Source organism: Sphingomonas sp. GW821-FHT09E03 (genome assembly GCF_059416225.1).
In genome coordinates this window covers 143,549-158,610 of sequence record NZ_JBWKOS010000006.1, presented here as the reverse complement: position 1 = coordinate 158,610, position 15,062 = coordinate 143,549, and the positions used below count along the sequence as shown (strand labels likewise).

Here is a 15,062-nt window from a genome sequence, read left to right as displayed (position 1 = left end):
GCGCCGGCACCGGCAGCCCCGCCGCGCGCCGCCGCGCCGGCGCCTGCCGCGCCGCTGGGCCTGGCCCGTGATCCGTCGATGCCGGCACCGCGCCGGTTCTCGCCGGTCGCGCGTCCCGAGCGTCCTCCGCCCCCGCCCCCCAAGGCGGCCCCCGCTCCCGCAGCAGCAGCCCCCGCGGCACCGCAGCAGGGCACGACCGCCCCGGCTGGCGGCACCAGCCGTCCGCTGCCCTCGGGTCAGGCGACCCCGCGCAACAACGCGCCGCCCGCACGGCCGCAGCAGCGTGACCGCAAGGGCGACGAGCGCCGTGGCGGCAAGCTCACGGTCAACCGCGCGCTGGGTGACGATGGTGCGCGCTCGCGCAGCCTCGCCGCGCTGAAGCGTGCCCGTGAAAAGGAAAAGCGCCACTTCGGCGGCCCGCGCGAGCAGCAGGCCAAGCAGGTCCGCGACGTTCAGGTGCCTGAGGCGATCACCGTCCAGGAACTCGCCAACCGCATGGCCGAGAAGGGCGCCGATCTGGTCAAGACCCTGTTCAAGATGGGCTCGCCCGTCACCATGAACCAGGTGATCGACCAGGATACTGCCGAGCTGCTGGTGACCGAATTCGGCCACAACATCGTCCGCGTGTCCGATGCCGACATCGATCTCGCGATCGACACCGTCGAGGATGCGGTCGAGACGCTGAAGCCGCGTCCGCCGGTGGTGACGATCATGGGCCATGTCGATCACGGCAAGACCAGCCTGCTCGACGCGCTGCGCGGCACCGATGTGGTGCGCGGTGAGGCCGGTGGCATCACCCAGCATATCGGCGCCTATCAGGTCACGCTGAAGGACAAGTCCAAGGTCACCTTCCTCGACACCCCGGGTCATGAGGCGTTCACCGCCATGCGTGCCCGCGGTGCCGACATCACCGACATCGTGGTGCTGGTGGTGGCGGCCGACGACGGGCTGATGCCGCAGACGATCGAGGCGATCAACCACACCAAGGCGGCGGGCGTGCCGATGATCGTGGCGATCAACAAGATCGACAAGCATGAGGCCAATGCCCAGAAGATCCGCGAGCGGCTGCTCAGCGAGGAAGTGGTGGTCGAGGAAATGGGCGGCGACGTCCAGGACGTCGAGGTCTCCGCGCTCAAGAAGACCGGGCTGGACACGCTGATCGAAAAGATCCAGCTCCAGGCCGAACTGCTCGAGCTGCAGGCCAACCCCGATCGCGCTGCCGAAGGCACCGTGATCGAGGCCAAGCTCGACAAGGGCCGCGGCCCGGTCGCGACCGTGCTCGTCAATCGTGGCACGCTCAGGGTCGGCGACGTGTTCGTGATCGGCGCCGAGAGCGGCAAGGTCCGTGCGCTGGTCGACGACAAGGGTCGCCAGCTCAAGGAAGCCGGTCCGTCGATGCCGGTCGAGGTGCTCGGCCTGTCCGGCGTGCCGTCAGCGGGTGATCCGCTGCAGGTGGTCGAGAACGAGGCGCGTGCCCGCGAGGTCGCCGAATATCGCCAGAGCGTGCTGACGCAGAAGCGCACCACCTCGGCACCGGCGAGCCTGGAGAGCATGTTCTCCGCGCTCAAGGCCAATCAGGCGATCGAGTATCCGCTCGTCGTCAAGGCCGATACGCAGGGCACGGTCGAGGCGATCGTCGCGTCGATCAACAAGATCTCGACCGATCTCATCAAGGCCCGCGTGCTGCACTCGGGCGTTGGCGGCATCACCGAGAGCGACGTCACCCTGGCAGGGGCATCGGGCGCGCCGATCATCGGCTTCAACGTCCGCGCCAATTCCAAGGCACGCGAAATCGCCGAGCGGCAGAAGGTGGCGTTGAAATATTACGACGTCATCTACGACCTGATCGACGAGATCCGCGCCGGCATGGCGGGCGAGCTCGGGCCGGAAGCGTTCGAGACGGTGGTCGGCCGCGCCGAAATCCGCGAAGTGTTCTCGGCGGGCAAGCACGGCCGGGCTGCCGGTCTGCTGGTGGTCGACGGGATCATCCGCAAGGCGCTCAAGGCCCGCATCACGCGCAACGACGTCATCATCTACCAGGGCGAGATCGCGTCGCTGCGCCGCTTCAAGGACGATGTCGCCGAAGTGCGCGCCGGCCTGGAGTGCGGCGTCACCTTCTCGAACAACTTCGTCGACATCCGGGCAGGCGACTTCCTGGAAACGTTCGAAGTCGAGATGCGCGAACGCACGCTGTAAGATCGACCGTCATGCCAGCGAACGCTGGCATCTCGTGCCGCAGGCCGAAACGATCGCCGTTTCCCCTGCGGCCTGAGACCCCAGCTTGCGCTGGGGTGACGCGCTTGTGGGAGCACCAAAATGCGCCAAGAACCCCAGGAAAAGTCGGTCCGCTCGCTGCGGGTCGGCGAGCAGGTCCGCCATATCCTCAGCGAGATCCTGCAGCGCGGCGACGTCCATGATGCGACGCTCGCCAAGCACGTCATCTCGATCACCGAGGTGCGGATGTCGCCCGATCTGCGCCATGCGACCGCGTTCGTGAAGCCGTTGCTCGGCAAGGACGAGGAGGAGGTGCTCAAGGCGCTGCGCACCAACACCGCCTATCTCCAGCGCGAGGTTGCGGCGAAGATGACGCTCAAATACGCCGCCAAGCTCAAGTTCCTCGCTGACGACAGCTTCGACGAAGGCAGCCATATCGATGCCTTGCTCCGCAACCCTCAGGTCTCCCGCGATCTCGGCTGAGTATCGCTTTCGGGCGATGACCGGCACCGACATGCCGATGGTGCGCCGGTGGCTGGAGACGCCTGCGGCGCGGCGCTGGTGGGGCAACCCCATTAAGGAAGCGGCCTTCCTGGTCGAAGACCTCGACGAGCCGGCGATGACGATGCTGATCGTCGAGCATCGCGGCATCGCCTTTGCCTTTGCCCAGCATTACAACGTCCACGAATGGCCGCAGCCGCAGTTCGCGCATCTGCCGCGCGGCTCGCGGGCGATCGACGTGTTCATCGGCAATCCGGCGATGATCGGCCGCGGCCACGGCACCGCCTTTGTCCGCCTGCTCGCCCAGCAGCTGCGCGCGAGCGGCGTGCCGGTGGTGACGCTCGATCCCGATATCCGCAACACCCGCGCGCGGCGCGCCTACGCCCGCGCCGGCTTTTCCTACGGCACGATCAAGAGCCAGGGCCATCGCCCCGCAGTGGCGATGTTCTTCACCGAATAGCACCGCCTACCGCACCGCCCCCTGCCCGTCCGTGCTGTGCATGTCGAAGCACATGAGACACATGCCCTTCGACAGGCTCAGGGCAAACGAGAGCGACGGCGATATCGCTCCGCAAGGATGGATTGATCCCCTGCCCGGCCCGTGGGATGACCCACCGTGGCCAAGCTCTATTTCTATTACGCGTCGATGAACGCGGGCAAATCGACCAACCTGCTGCAGGCGGACTTCAACTATCGCGAGCGGGGGATGGCGACGATGTTGTTCACCGCGGCGGTCGACGATCGCTTCCGGGCGGGAACCATCACCTCGCGGATCGGGCTGGAAGCGGCGGCGACACCGTTCGATGCCACCACCGATCTCGCCACCAGCATCGCCGCGCGCCACGCCACGGAGTTGCTCGCCTGCGTGCTGGTCGACGAGGCGCAGTTCCTGTCGGCGGCTCAGGTCGCGCAGCTCGCCTATGTCTGCGACGTGCTCGGCATCCCGGTGCTCGCCTACGGCCTGCGCACCGACTTCCAGGGGCGGCTGTTCGAAGGCTCGGCGCGGCTGCTCGCCACCGCAGACTCGTTGGTCGAGATCAAGTCCGTGTGCATGTGCGGGCGCAAGGCGATCATGAACCTGCGCGTGGACGCCGCGGGCAAGGCGATCGCCGAGGGCCAGCAGACCGAGATCGGCGGTAACGACCTCTACGTCGCGCTGTGCCGGCGCCATTTTACCGAAGCGCTGGGGGGATAATTCTTCTTTTCCCGTTCGTGCTGAGCCTGTCGAAGCACGGTGAGACTCATGCCCTTCGACAGGCTCAGGGCGAACGGACCGGCATGGATCTCTGCGCGCCGCTGGCGCCAGCCTCGCCGGCACGCCATATCCCATGCATGAACCCCGACAACATCGTCTATCGCACCGCCGTGTGGATCATCCCGCTGGTGATCGCGATCGTCTTCCACGAAGTCGCCCATGGCTGGGTCGCGAAATGGCTGGGCGACCCGACCGCCGCCGAGCGCCGGCGGCTGACCTTCAACCCGATCCGGCATGTCGATCCGGTGGGCACCATCATCCTGCCCCTCGGCCTCGCCATCGCCGGCGCGCCGGTGTTCGGCTGGGCCAAGCCGGTGCCGGTGGTCGCGCAGCGGCTGCGCAACCCGCGCTGGGGGATGGTGCTGGTCGCGCTCGCCGGGCCGGGGATGAACCTAGCGCTGGCGACGATCGCCGCCGTGGCGCTCGGGCTTGCCGGTGCGGCGGTAGGCAGCACCGCGCCCACCGGCGTCACCGCCTTCCTGCTCGCCAACCTCGTCAACTTCCTGCTCGTCAACGTCTTCCTGGCGCTGTTCAACCTGCTGCCGCTGCCGCCGTGGGACGGCGGCCATGTGGTGGAAGGGATCCTGCCGCGCCGGCTTGCCTATCATTATGCCAAGCTCGGCCGGTTCGGCTTCCTGCTGGTGATCGGCCTGCTGGTGCTGCTGCCGATGGCGCTGCCCCAGGCCAATATCGTCCAGCGCCTCGTCGGGCCTCCGGCCGAGGCGGTGATCCAGCTGTTCCTCAAGCTCGCCGGCGCGATCGCCTGAGCGCCCTTCGCATCGGCGCGGGCCTGGACTAGGGCCGCGCGATGCACGGATGGATCATCATCGACAAGCCGCTCGGGCTCGGCTCGACCCAGGCGGTCTCGGCGGTCAAGCGCGCGCTGCGCCAGGGCGGCTATGGCAAGTTCAAGGTCGGCCACGGCGGCACGCTCGATCCGCTCGCCACCGGCGTGCTGCCGATCGCGGTCGGCGAGGCGACCAAGCTGGCCGGGCGGATGCTCGACAGCGACAAGGTCTATGCCTTCACCATCCGCTTCGGCGAGCAGACCGACACGCTTGATGCCGAGGGCGTGCCCATCGCCACTTCGCCCGAGCGCCCGACGCTCGGCGCGGTGGCGGCGGTGCTCCCGCACTTCACCGGCCCGATCGCGCAGGTGCCGCCGGCTTATTCCGCGCTCAAGGTGGACGGCGAACGGGCGTATGACCTGGCACGGGCCGGCGAGGAAGTGACGCTGGCGAGCCGCAACGTCACCATCCATTCGCTCCACATCCGTCATCCCGGCGACAGCCGGGATCGTGCGGGGGAAAGAACCGCAGGAGACCCCAGCTTGCGCTGGGGTGACGAGTTGACGGTTGGTGACGCAGGCAACGCTGGCGACGGTATTCCGGCACATGAAGGCCTCGACGAGGTCACCCTGGTCGCCCATGTCTCCAAGGGTACCTACATCCGCAGCCTCGCGCGCGACATCGCGCTGGCGCTCGGCACCGTCGGTCATGTCACCATGCTGCGGCGCCTCAAGGCGGGGCCGTTTACCCTCGATGGCGCGATATCGCTGGACAATTTGGCTGAGGCCGGTATGGCGCGCACCCTTGAACAGTTACTCCTGCCGTTGAGGGCGGGGCTGGACGACATCCCGGCTCTGATCCTCGATCCCGACCAGGCAGGAGCGCTCCGACAGGGGCGTGTGTTGGCCGGGATCGCCGCTGACGATGGCCTCCGTTTCGCGCTGCTGGGCGACCAGCCCGTCGCGTTGGTGGAGGTGGTGGACCGCGAGGTCCGCGTCGTGCGCGGGTTCAACCTGTGATGTCGAAGGAAGACAGATGACGATTACCGCAGAGCGCAAGGACGCGCTGATCAAGGAACACGGCCGCCAGGAAGGCGACACCGGCTCCCCCGAGGTCCAGGTCGCGATCCTCACCGAGCGGATCCGCAACCTGACCGAGCACTTCAAGGGCCACGCCAAGGACAACCATTCGCGCCGCGGCCTGCTGATGATGGTCAACAAGCGTCGTTCGCTGCTCGACTATCTCCGCAAGACGGAGGGGCAGCGTTACCTCGATCTCATCGCGAAGCTCGGGCTTCGCAAGTAACGGAAGCGGCGCCTTCGGGCGCCGTTTTCATATCCGTCAGGATGCAATTCGGCATTCTGGCGCGGGGCGACAACTCGCCCCACACCGCGCGGGCCGGCTAAGCCCGCAGATAGGCCCCCACCGCATTGGGCGGTGGGAGTGAAGGAAATACGATGTTCGATACCAAGAAGGTAGATATCGAGTGGGGCGGCCAGACGCTGACCCTCGAGACGGGCAAGGTCGCCCGCCAGGCCGATGGCGCGGTAATCGCGACGCTCGGCGAGACCGTGGTGCTCTGCGCGGTCACCGCCGCCAAGCACGTCAAGGAAGGCCAGGACTTCTTCCCGCTGACCGTCCACTACCAGGAGAAGTTCTCCTCCAGCGGCCGCATTCCCGGCGGCTTCTTCAAGCGCGAGCGTGGCGCGACCGAGCGTGAGACGCTGGTTAGCCGCCTGATCGATCGCCCGATCCGTCCGCTGTTCCCCGAAGGCTTCTACAACGAGATCAACTGCATTGCGCAGGTGATGAGCTATGACGGCGAGAACGAGCCCGATCTGCTGGCGATGATCGCCGCCTCGGCGGCGATGACGCTGTCGGGCGTGCCGTTCATGGGCCCGATCGGCGCCGCGCGCGTCGGCTACAAGGACGGCGAGTACATCCTCAATCCGTCGGACAGCGAAGTCGCCACCGGCGAGCTCGACCTGATGGTCGCCGCCACCCATGACGCGGTGATGATGGTGGAGTCGGAAGCCAAGGAGCTGTCCGAGGACGTCATGCTCGGCGCCGTGATGTTCGCCCACAAGGCGAGCCAGCAGGTCATTGACGCGATCATCAAGCTCGCCGAGCAGGCCGCCAAGGAGCCCTGGGAGCTCAAGGTCCAGGACGACAAGGTCGAGGTCAAGGCCAAGCTCAAGAAGCTCATCGGCAAAGACCTGGAGGCCGCTTACAAGCTGACCGACAAGCAGCAGCGCCAGACCGCGATCAACGAGGCCCGCGCCAAGGCGCGTGACGGCATGGCCGACCTCAAGGACAGCGATCCCCAGGCGTATCTGGCGTCGCTCAAGCTGGTCAAGAAGCTCGAGGCGGACATCGTCCGCACCGCGATCCTCAAGACCGGCCGCCGCATCGACGGCCGCGACACCACCACGGTGCGCCCGATCGAGGCCGAGGTTCACTTCCTGCCGCGCGCGCATGGCTCCGCCCTGTTCACCCGCGGTGAGACCCAGACCATCGCCACCACCACGCTCGGCACCCGCGACGCCGAGCAGATGATCGATGGCCTCAACGGCCTCAGCTACCAGAACTTCATGCTCCACTATAACTTCCCGCCCTATTCGGTCGGTGAAGTGGGTCGCTTCGGTGCGCCCGGCCGTCGCGAAGTCGGCCACGGCAAGCTCGCCTGGCGCGCGCTGCACCCGGTGCTGCCGACCAAGGAGGAGTTCCCGTACACGATCCGCGTCACCAGCGACATCACCGAGAGCAACGGCTCCTCGTCGATGGCGACGGTGTGCGGCGGTTCGCTGTCGATGATGGACGCCGGCGTGCCGCTCAAGCGCCCGGTCTCGGGCATCGCGATGGGCCTGATCCTCGAGGGCAAGGACTTTGCGGTTCTCAGCGACATCCTCGGCGACGAGGATCATCTCGGCGACATGGACTTCAAGGTCGCCGGCACCAGCGAGGGCATCACCGCGCTGCAGATGGACATCAAGATCTCGGGCATCACCGAGGAGATCATGAAGGTCGCGCTGAAGCAGGCACACGCCGGCCGCGCGCACATCCTCGACGAAATGGCCAAGGCGCTGGGCGAGACCCGCTCCGAGCTGTCGGCGCATGCCCCGCGCATCGAGACCTTCACCATCGACAAGTCGAAGATCCGCGAAGTGATCGGCACCGGCGGCAAGGTGATCCGCGAGATCGTCGCGCAGACCGGCGCCAAGGTCGACATCGACGACGAGGGCGTGATCAAGGTCTCCTCGTCCGATCCGTCGCAGATCGACGCCGCGATCAAGTGGATCAAGGGCCTCGTCGAGGAAGCGGAAGTCGGCAAGGTTTATGACGGCAAGGTCGTCAATCTGGTCGATTTCGGTGCCTTCGTGAACTTCATGGGCGGCAAGGACGGTCTCGTTCACGTCAGCGAGATCAAGAACGAGCGGGTCGAGAAGGTCTCGGACGCGCTCACCGAGGGCCAGGAAGTCAAGGTCAAGGTCCTCGAGATCGATCCGCGCGGCAAGGTTCGCCTGTCGATGCGCGTCGTCGATCAGGAAACCGGCGCCGAGCTCGAGGACACCCGTCCCGCGCGCGAGCCGCGCGAGGGTGGCGATCGTGGTCCGCGCGGCCCGCGCCGTGACGGCGACGGCGGCCGTGGCCCCCGTGGCGACGGCGGCGGCGATCGCGGTCCCCGTGGTCCGCGTCGCGACGGTGACGGCCCGCGTGGCCCGCGTCGCGACGGCGACGGCGGTCGTGGCCCGCGCCGCGAGCGCAGCGAAGGCGGCAACAGCGACGGCCCCGCGCCCGAGTTCGCGCCCGCGTTCCTGACCAACGATCGCGACTGATCCTGCTCGGCATCGCCTAGCAAGGAGGGCCCGGCAGCAATGCCGGGCCCTTTTTGGTGGCGCCGTCGCGATCAGCCGCCACCTCGCCACACCGTGATCACCACAGCTTGAGCTTGATCCAATTTAGCCGCATCATCGCGCCGCGGCCGCTGGCGTCGCTAACATGGGTGAACGAATGTTCGCCGTCGATCCTGTCAGATAGGGCCGATGGATTTAGTCGAGACCCGAAATCCTCTCATGGATCGCCTGGGGCATTTCGCCCGGCTGTCCGCCGATGATCGCGAGGCGCTCGAGGCGGCGACGGCAGGACCTGTGCTCAGCGTCAGGCCCCGCCGCGATATCGTGCGCGAGGGCGAGCGTTCCCGGGTTGCCAATCTGATCCTCGATGGCTGGGCGTTTCGCTACAAGACGCTGGCGGACGGCCGCCGCCAGATCATCTCGTTCCTGCTCCCCGGCGATATCTGCGATCCCTATGTCTACATCCTCCAGGAGATGGATCACTCGATCGGTGCGCTGACCGCGGTGCGCTACGTCGAGCTCGGCCGCGACAAGATCGAGGCGCTCACCTCCCAGCACCCGCGGCTCACCCAGGCGCTGCGCTGGGACGGGCTGGTCGCCGCGGCGATCCAGCGGGAATGGACCCTCAATCTCGGGCAGCGCGATGCGATCGAGCGTCTCGCCCATCTCCTGTGCGAACTGTTCTTCCGGCTCCGCGCCGTCCGGCTCACCGACCAGAACCGGTGCGAGATGCCGCTCACCCAATCCGATGTTGCTGAAGCAACGGGGATGACACCGGTCCACGTCAACCGCATGATCCAGGAATTGCGCGCCCGCGGCCTGATTCGCTGGAAAGGCCGCGAGGTCGAGGTGCTGGATATGGAGGCCCTGTGCGATGTGGCGATGTTCAACCCGAACTACCTCCACCTGAACCGCGAGGGTGCCCACCTCGACGCCAATGGATGACCCGGCAGGCCTGACCAGCGATCGACCCGCGCTTGCCGGCACGTCGTGGCTCGGCGCGAGAACGGGGGTGGGTGCGGCGCTCGATCAGCATGACTGGTCGGCGACCCCCCTGGGGCCGCTCGACGACTGGCCGCCGGTGCTACGCATCATCCTGCTGTTCATGCTCGACAGCCCCCTCCCCAGTTGCCTCGCTTGGGGGCCGGAGCTGCTGCTTCTCTACAATGACGGCTATGCCAAGCTGCTCGGCGCACGCCACCCGGCCGACCTCGGCCTCGCCGCGTCGGTGGCATGGCAGCAGCAGTGGAACCGCAACCTGCCGTTTATCGAGCAGGCGCTGAGCGGGCACGCGATCTCGTCCGACAGCCTGCCGTCCATCGACGCCGCGGACCCGGACGACCAACTCGGATGCACCTGGACGCCGGTCCGCGACGAGCACGGCGCGGTCGGCGGCCTGCTGTGCATGGCCGAAGCCGGCAACGTCCAGCGCAACCAGCGCCAGCTTGCCACCGAGGTCCAGCATCGGGTCCGCAACACGCTCGCGGTGATCCGCTCGATCGCACGGCGCACCGCCGACCATAGCGAGACGGTGGATCAGTATCGCATGCACTTTGACGGCCGGCTGGCGGCGTTCGCGCGCACCCAAGGTTATCTCACCCGTAATCCCGGCCTGGGGGTGGATCTCGGCGCCCTGATTGCCGACGAATTGCTGACCCATCAATTGGGCGATGGTCAGCGCGCCGCCTTTGAGGGTCCGTCTGTTCGCCTGGCGCCGCGGGTGGCGGACCAGGTGGGGCTGGCAATCCATGAGCTGACCACCAACGCGGTTAAGTTCGGCGCGCTGGGCGCGCGCGGCGGGCGGCTGGCGGTGAGCTGGTGGGTCGCCACGCAAGCCGGCGCGCCCGTCCTCCACGTCGACTGGCGCGAGACCATTGCCGCGCGCGACATCGCCCGGCCCGATCATGAGGGCTTTGGCGTCGAGCTGCTCCAGCGCAGCCTGCCTTATGAGCTCGGCGCCGACGTTTCGCTCGATTTCCACGCCAACGGGCTCCACTGCACCATGGCGATCCCGCTGCCAACGCCCTGATCAGTCGCGGAAGCCGGGGTCGATCCGATCGAGCTTGCGCAGCAGCGCCGGCCAGGCCAGCGCCTGCGCCAGCATGCCCAGTCCTTGGGGATTGGACTGGCCCGCGACCTTCTCCTCGATCCCGTCGCCCGGCGGGTTGAGGTTCTCGCGCCCCGCCGCCAGCATCAGCACCTGCGCTTCGCACGCCCGCTCGAGGAAATAGAGCCGCACGAAACAGGCGCCGATCGTCGCACCGACGGTGAGCGTGCCGTGGTTGCGCAGGATCATCGCGTTCTTGCTGCCGAGATCGCGCACCAGCCGTTCACGCTCGCCAAGGTCGGTCGCGATGCCCTCATAGTCGTGATAGGCGACATCGTGGCCGGCGATCATCGCCGTCTGCGTATGCGGCAACAGCCCGAATGTCATCGCCGACACCGCCTGGCCATGCGGCGTGTGGAGATGCATCACCGCGCCCGCATCCTCGCGCGCCATGTGGATCGCCGAATGGATGGTGAAGCCCGCGGGATTGACCGGATGGTCGCTGCGCCCGATCGGCGCGCCCGTCACATCGATCTTGACCAGGCTCGACGCGGTGATCTCCTCGAACATCATGTCATAGGGGTTTATCAGGAAGTGGTGTTCGGGGCCCGGCACCCGCGCCGACAGGTGCGTGAAGATGAGATCATCCCAGCCATAGAGCGCGACCAAGCGGTAAGCGGCCGCGAGATCAACCCGCGCCTCCCATTCGCCAGGCGCCATCGCGGCATCAACCGATGCGAGCGTCGCCATCCATCCTCTCCTTTATGATTGTCGCCCAGTGTACGCCCGCGGCGCCAGACTGCAAATATTCGCAAACTATCTGGACACTTAATCCCGGTTAACGCGGACCTGGCTATTTTTCATTATTGTCCAGATGCTTGCAGTGCCGATGCGGCAGCGAGCAAGCGGCACGATGCCTGGGGGCAATCATGACGAACATGGATCGAGCTGAATTCTACCTCGCTCGCCAGAACCAGGAACTGGTGGCGGCGGCCCGCGCGACTCACCCGGAAAGCCGACGTATCCACCAGCGACTGGCCGATGCTTATGCGGATCTCGCAGCGGAGGAGCTGCCGACGGCAACGCCGGCGATCAAGATCCTCGCCTGAGCTTGTCGCTGGCGCAGTGATGAAGGGGGAACGCGCCGCGAAGGCGACGCCTGGACCTTCCGCATCACGGAAGGTCCGGGGGGTTCTGTTGCCCGGCCCCCCCGGGAGCCGCTGAAATCCGCTTCTGTTGCCCGGTGCGGCTCAACCGCGCTATTTTAGAGTAACCTTAGGCCGTTAAGCCGTGGGGTTACGCTGCAATGGCGAGTGCTTCGTTATCGTTGGCACTTGTGTAATGGGCCGTTGCGGTGGTCCCATTCCGAGCGAAAGATAGCGTTTTTCAACACCCGTCGATCCTGGTTCGGCCCCGTCAAAGCCGGCCTGGAAGGCCGGTTTTGGTGGAGCCGCCGGGTACTGCCCCCGGGTCCGCGATGTCTATTTGACACCACCGTTTATCGCCATAGCCGGGCGAACCCGGCACGGCCGATATAGGGACCTGCCGCGCCGGCCGCAATCCACGCCGGCCGACAATCGGCACAGAGCGCCTTCCGCTTGCCACAATATTGGCCCATATCGGCTCGATCATGTTAACCCAGCGTTCCCGTTACGCGTTGCGCGCGATGCTGTTTCTCGCCAAGGCGCCACCTGCCGGCCCACCCACGCCGATGACGCGGATCGCCGCCGAGGCGAACGTGCCGCGCAAGTTCCTCGAGCTGATCCTCGCCGATCTGCGCGATGCCGGGCTGCTCCACAGCCATCGCGGCAAGATGGGCGGTTATCGCCTGGCACGGCCGAGCCATCTGATCTCGCTCGGCGACATCATCCGCATCATCGAGGGGCCGCTGGCGCTGGTCCCCTGCGTCAGCCGCACCGCCTATCGCCCCTGCCACGATTGCAAGAGCGAGGCGGATTGCGCGATCCGTCATGCGATGATGCGCGTCCGCGACGAGACCGCGCGGATCCTCGACGGCACCAGCCTGGCCGATGCCACCGCCGAGGAACTCGCCGCCGCCTGACGCCGTCAGCCGCCGACCCGGTCGGGCTTGAGCCGCCGCCGCGGCAGCTTGTGCGGCACGATCAGCGCCACCAGCAACGCCAGCCCGCCGCCGAGCAATGTCGCGGCGATCCGATGTTCGGCGCTACCGAGCGCGCTGGTCTGGCCTAGCGAGGTCAGCAGCACGATGGTCGCGGTGATCGACGCGGTAAGGCTGGCATAATGCGCCTTCTGCAGCGCAAAGGCCGCGCCCGCGGCGGTGCCCGCGCCCGCCAGCAGCCAGCCGGACTGATCGCGGCACAGCACGGCAAAGCCGGTCGCGAGCGCGCAGCCGCCGAGCGTGCCGCCGATCCTCGCCAATCCCCGCGCGCGGGTCTCGCTGAGCCGCGGCTTCAGCACGATCAGCGCCGTCATAGGGGCCCAATAGCCGTTGGCGAGCCCGAGCGGCTTGACCAGCCACAGGCTGATCGCGACGCATAGCGCGGCCCGCGCCATGTGGGCGATCAGCAGGGCACGATCGTCGTTGGCCAGCGGCGCCGGGCGGATCGTCGCCTCGGCGGCGCGGGGAAACAGCCGGGCGAGCGCCACCACCACGAGCATCTGCACCGCGCCGCCGGCCAACGTCAGGCCGCCGCGGATCAGCCCTGCATGAGCGTCGCCTGCGTAATAGCCGGCGACGAAGAACACGATCACCACCTGGAGCACCACCCACCAGGCGTCCTCGTCATACAGCGCCAGCGCCGCGCAGCCCGCTGCCGACGCCGCGGCGACGATGATGAACAGCGCGCTGTCCTGGCCGAGCACGGTGCCGGTAAACGCCGCGATCGCCATGCCCAGCATCGCCGAGAGCATCGCGCCCCAGCGCCGTCCGCCGAGTTCACGCGCCGCGCCGAACCCGACCGCAAAGGCGGCGCCCGCCGCGATCGCGCCCTGCGCGGGGTGAGCGGTAAAGAGGCCGACGAGGATCAGCAGCGGCATCGCCGGCACGCACAGCGCCGCCTCGCGCCAGTGGAACGGGCGCAGGTGACGGTAGTCGACGCGTATCCTTGGCACGGGCGGGGTGATCAGTCCTTCGGCCGCGCCTTGAGCTCGTCGAGGATCTGGCGGAGCAGCCCGATCTCCACCGGCTCGGGCTTGGGCGGCGCCGCCGCCTCCTCGGCATGGCGCAGCTTGGCCGCCTCGCGCTCGATCAGCGCGCTCGCCCGGGTGATGGTGCGCAGCAGCATGAAGATGATGAAGGCGACGATGACGAAGTTGACCGCCTGGGTGATGAACTGGCCATAGCCGAGCAGCGGCACCCCGGCCTTCTTGAGCGCGGCATAATCGGTGGAGCCGCGCATCGCCGCGGGAATGGGGCCGAGCGCGAGGAAATAGCTGGAGAAATCGAGGCCGCCGAAGATCCTGCCGATGATCGGCATCAGGATGTCGTCGGTCAACGAACTGACGATCTTGCTGAACGCCGCGCCGATGATCACTGCCACTGCCAGATCAAGCACGTTGCCGCGCATGATGAAGGCCCTGAATTCCTTAAGCATTCGCCACATCCCTCGTTCACGAAATAACACAAAGCCTATGCCGCGATTTGCCCTTCGCCAACCCCTTGAGCTGTCCTATATAGGTAGCACAGACACCAGGAGGGTTGTTCATGTCTTTTCGTCCCGTTGCCGCCGTCACGCTCGCCGTCGCCCTCGCCGGCTGCGGCATCAATTCGGTGCCCACCGCGGAGGAGAATGCGAAGGCACGCTGGGCGGACGTGCAGAACCAGTATCAGCGCCGCGCCGATCTGATCCCCAACCTCGTCGCCACCGTGAAGGCGGCAGGCGCGCAGGAGAAGTCGATCCTGGTCGAGGTGACCCAGGCCCGCGCCGGTGCCAGCCAGGTGCAGCTCAGCGGCGATGATCTCGCCGATCCCGCCAAGATGACGCGCTTCCAGCAGGCGCAGGGCGCGGTGACGATGTCGCTGCAGCGGTTGCAGGAGGCCTATCCCGAGCTCAAGAGCCAGGGCAATTACACCACGCTGATGAGCCAGCTCGAAGGCACCGAGAACCGCATCACCATCGCCCGCAACGACTATAACGGCGCGGTGCAGGCGTATAACACCCGCATCCGCACCTTCCCCGATGCGGTCGGCGCACGGATCTTTTACGGCGCCAAGCCGCTGACGCCGTTCCAGGCCACCTCGCCCAACGCCGAAACCGCTCCCAGCGTCAACTTTGGCAATAACGGCTGAGCGACGCCGATCGACTGACGGGGCGGGGCCGGACCGGCGCCCGCCGCCTTTTGCCATGCGGAGCCAGATAGTGCGGCGTTTTCTCGAGCAGCGGACATCCGGCCTGCCATGGCTCGCAGCCTTGCTGCTGGCG

The 15,062-nt window shown here is 67.1% G+C and carries 16 protein-coding genes and 1 other RNA gene; 13 read left to right on the top strand and 4 right to left on the bottom strand.

From position 1 onward, the window contains the following. The 10 genes from infB to AC07M8_RS14305 form a co-directional block, all read left to right on the top strand. The coding region (gene infB, locus AC07M8_RS14350) for a translation initiation factor IF-2 (RefSeq protein ID WP_495175004.1) at positions 1-2,196 on the top strand (2,196 nt) is incomplete at its 5' end. Between the two features lie 120 nt (positions 2,197-2,316). Beyond that, positions 2,317-2,697 (top strand): 30S ribosome-binding factor RbfA, encoded by a 381-nt coding sequence (rbfA, locus tag AC07M8_RS14345; RefSeq protein ID WP_495175003.1) that lies wholly within the window; start codon positions 2,317-2,319, stop codon positions 2,695-2,697. A gap of 16 nt (positions 2,698-2,713) precedes the next feature. Then, positions 2,714-3,175 carry a GNAT family N-acetyltransferase gene (locus AC07M8_RS14340; RefSeq protein ID WP_495175002.1) on the top strand — a complete coding sequence of 154 codons (462 nt, stop codon included), beginning with the start codon at positions 2,714-2,716 and terminating at the stop codon, positions 3,173-3,175. Positions 3,176-3,331: 156 nt separating this feature from the next. After that, the gene (locus tag AC07M8_RS14335) at positions 3,332-3,910 is read left to right on the top strand and encodes a thymidine kinase (RefSeq protein WP_495175001.1); all 579 of its coding nucleotides are present in this window, start codon (positions 3,332-3,334) and stop codon (positions 3,908-3,910) included. Between the two features lie 137 nt (positions 3,911-4,047). Continuing rightward, entirely contained in the window at positions 4,048-4,737 is a 690-nt protein-coding gene (locus AC07M8_RS14330) for a site-2 protease family protein (RefSeq protein ID WP_495175000.1), read from the top strand. Positions 4,738-4,778: 41 nt separating this feature from the next. Further along, on the top strand, positions 4,779-5,777 hold the full coding sequence (truB, locus tag AC07M8_RS14325; protein ID WP_495174999.1) for a tRNA pseudouridine(55) synthase TruB: 999 nt from the start codon (positions 4,779-4,781) through the stop codon (positions 5,775-5,777). A gap of 16 nt (positions 5,778-5,793) precedes the next feature. Continuing rightward, positions 5,794-6,063 (top strand): 30S ribosomal protein S15, encoded by a 270-nt coding sequence (gene rpsO, locus AC07M8_RS14320; RefSeq protein WP_267394681.1) that lies wholly within the window; start codon positions 5,794-5,796, stop codon positions 6,061-6,063. A 152-nt stretch (positions 6,064-6,215) separates the two neighbouring features. Further along, positions 6,216-8,594 carry a polyribonucleotide nucleotidyltransferase gene (gene pnp / locus AC07M8_RS14315; RefSeq protein ID WP_495174998.1) on the top strand — a complete coding sequence of 793 codons (2,379 nt, stop codon included), beginning with the start codon at positions 6,216-6,218 and terminating at the stop codon, positions 8,592-8,594. A 237-nt stretch (positions 8,595-8,831) separates the two neighbouring features. Next, positions 8,832-9,557, top strand: coding sequence for a Crp/Fnr family transcriptional regulator (locus AC07M8_RS14310; RefSeq protein ID WP_495174997.1), 726 nt, complete (start codon positions 8,832-8,834; stop codon positions 9,555-9,557). Then, entirely contained in the window at positions 9,550-10,641 is a 1,092-nt protein-coding gene (locus tag AC07M8_RS14305) for a sensor histidine kinase (protein ID WP_495174996.1), read from the top strand. The genes AC07M8_RS14310 and AC07M8_RS14305 overlap by 8 nt, the downstream gene beginning before the upstream one ends. Here the strand turns inward: AC07M8_RS14305 and AC07M8_RS14300 are convergent, their stop codons facing one another. Then, positions 10,642-11,409: a class II aldolase/adducin family protein gene (locus AC07M8_RS14300; protein ID WP_495174995.1), complete on the bottom strand. Its 768-nt coding sequence runs from the start codon at positions 11,407-11,409 to the stop codon at positions 10,642-10,644. 179 nt (positions 11,410-11,588) lie between these two features. On the opposite strand from AC07M8_RS14300, the gene AC07M8_RS14295 reads away from it, so the two are divergent. Further along, positions 11,589-11,768, top strand: coding sequence for a hypothetical protein (locus AC07M8_RS14295; protein WP_495174994.1), 180 nt, complete (start codon positions 11,589-11,591; stop codon positions 11,766-11,768). Positions 11,769-11,880: 112 nt separating this feature from the next. Here the strand turns inward: AC07M8_RS14295 and ssrA are convergent. Further along, positions 11,881-12,223, bottom strand: a transfer-messenger RNA (tmRNA) gene (ssrA, locus tag AC07M8_RS14290). Between the two features lie 66 nt (positions 12,224-12,289). Here ssrA and AC07M8_RS14285 point away from each other — a divergent pair. Next, positions 12,290-12,721, top strand: coding sequence for an RrF2 family transcriptional regulator (locus tag AC07M8_RS14285; protein WP_495174993.1), 432 nt, complete (start codon positions 12,290-12,292; stop codon positions 12,719-12,721). Positions 12,722-12,726: 5 nt separating this feature from the next. Here AC07M8_RS14285 and AC07M8_RS14280 read toward each other — a convergent pair whose 3' ends face one another. After that, positions 12,727-13,752 (bottom strand): FUSC family protein, encoded by a 1,026-nt coding sequence (locus AC07M8_RS14280; RefSeq protein ID WP_495174992.1) that lies wholly within the window; start codon positions 13,750-13,752, stop codon positions 12,727-12,729. 11 nt (positions 13,753-13,763) lie between these two features. Beyond that, on the bottom strand, positions 13,764-14,234 hold the full coding sequence (gene mscL, locus AC07M8_RS14275; protein WP_495174991.1) for a large conductance mechanosensitive channel protein MscL: 471 nt from the start codon (positions 14,232-14,234) through the stop codon (positions 13,764-13,766). 110 nt (positions 14,235-14,344) lie between these two features. Between mscL and AC07M8_RS14270 the strand changes: the two genes are divergently transcribed. Then, positions 14,345-14,929, top strand: a complete 585-nt coding sequence (locus AC07M8_RS14270) for a LemA family protein (RefSeq protein ID WP_495174990.1) — start codon at positions 14,345-14,347, stop codon at positions 14,927-14,929. The last annotated feature ends 133 nt before the right edge of the window (positions 14,930-15,062 follow it).

Coding starts and splice junctions, on each gene's coding strand:
- AC07M8_RS14285 (WP_495174993.1), top strand. CDS start 12,290: ATGTTAACCCAGCGTTCCCGTTACGCGTTGCGCGCGATGCTGTTTCTC.
- truB (WP_495174999.1), top strand. CDS start 4,779: ATGCACGGATGGATCATCATCGACAAGCCGCTCGGGCTCGGCTCGACC.
- AC07M8_RS14270 (WP_495174990.1), top strand. CDS start 14,345: ATGTCTTTTCGTCCCGTTGCCGCCGTCACGCTCGCCGTCGCCCTCGCC.
- AC07M8_RS14305 (WP_495174996.1), top strand. CDS start 9,550: ATGGATGACCCGGCAGGCCTGACCAGCGATCGACCCGCGCTTGCCGGC.
- pnp (WP_495174998.1), top strand. CDS start 6,216: ATGTTCGATACCAAGAAGGTAGATATCGAGTGGGGCGGCCAGACGCTG.
- AC07M8_RS14295 (WP_495174994.1), top strand. CDS start 11,589: ATGACGAACATGGATCGAGCTGAATTCTACCTCGCTCGCCAGAACCAG.
- AC07M8_RS14330 (WP_495175000.1), top strand. CDS start 4,048: ATGAACCCCGACAACATCGTCTATCGCACCGCCGTGTGGATCATCCCG.
- mscL (WP_495174991.1), bottom strand. CDS start 14,234: ATGCTTAAGGAATTCAGGGCCTTCATCATGCGCGGCAACGTGCTTGAT.
- rpsO (WP_267394681.1), top strand. CDS start 5,794: ATGACGATTACCGCAGAGCGCAAGGACGCGCTGATCAAGGAACACGGC.
- rbfA (WP_495175003.1), top strand. CDS start 2,317: ATGCGCCAAGAACCCCAGGAAAAGTCGGTCCGCTCGCTGCGGGTCGGC.
- AC07M8_RS14300 (WP_495174995.1), bottom strand. CDS start 11,409: ATGGCGACGCTCGCATCGGTTGATGCCGCGATGGCGCCTGGCGAATGG.
- AC07M8_RS14340 (WP_495175002.1), top strand. CDS start 2,714: ATGACCGGCACCGACATGCCGATGGTGCGCCGGTGGCTGGAGACGCCT.
- AC07M8_RS14310 (WP_495174997.1), top strand. CDS start 8,832: ATGGATCGCCTGGGGCATTTCGCCCGGCTGTCCGCCGATGATCGCGAG.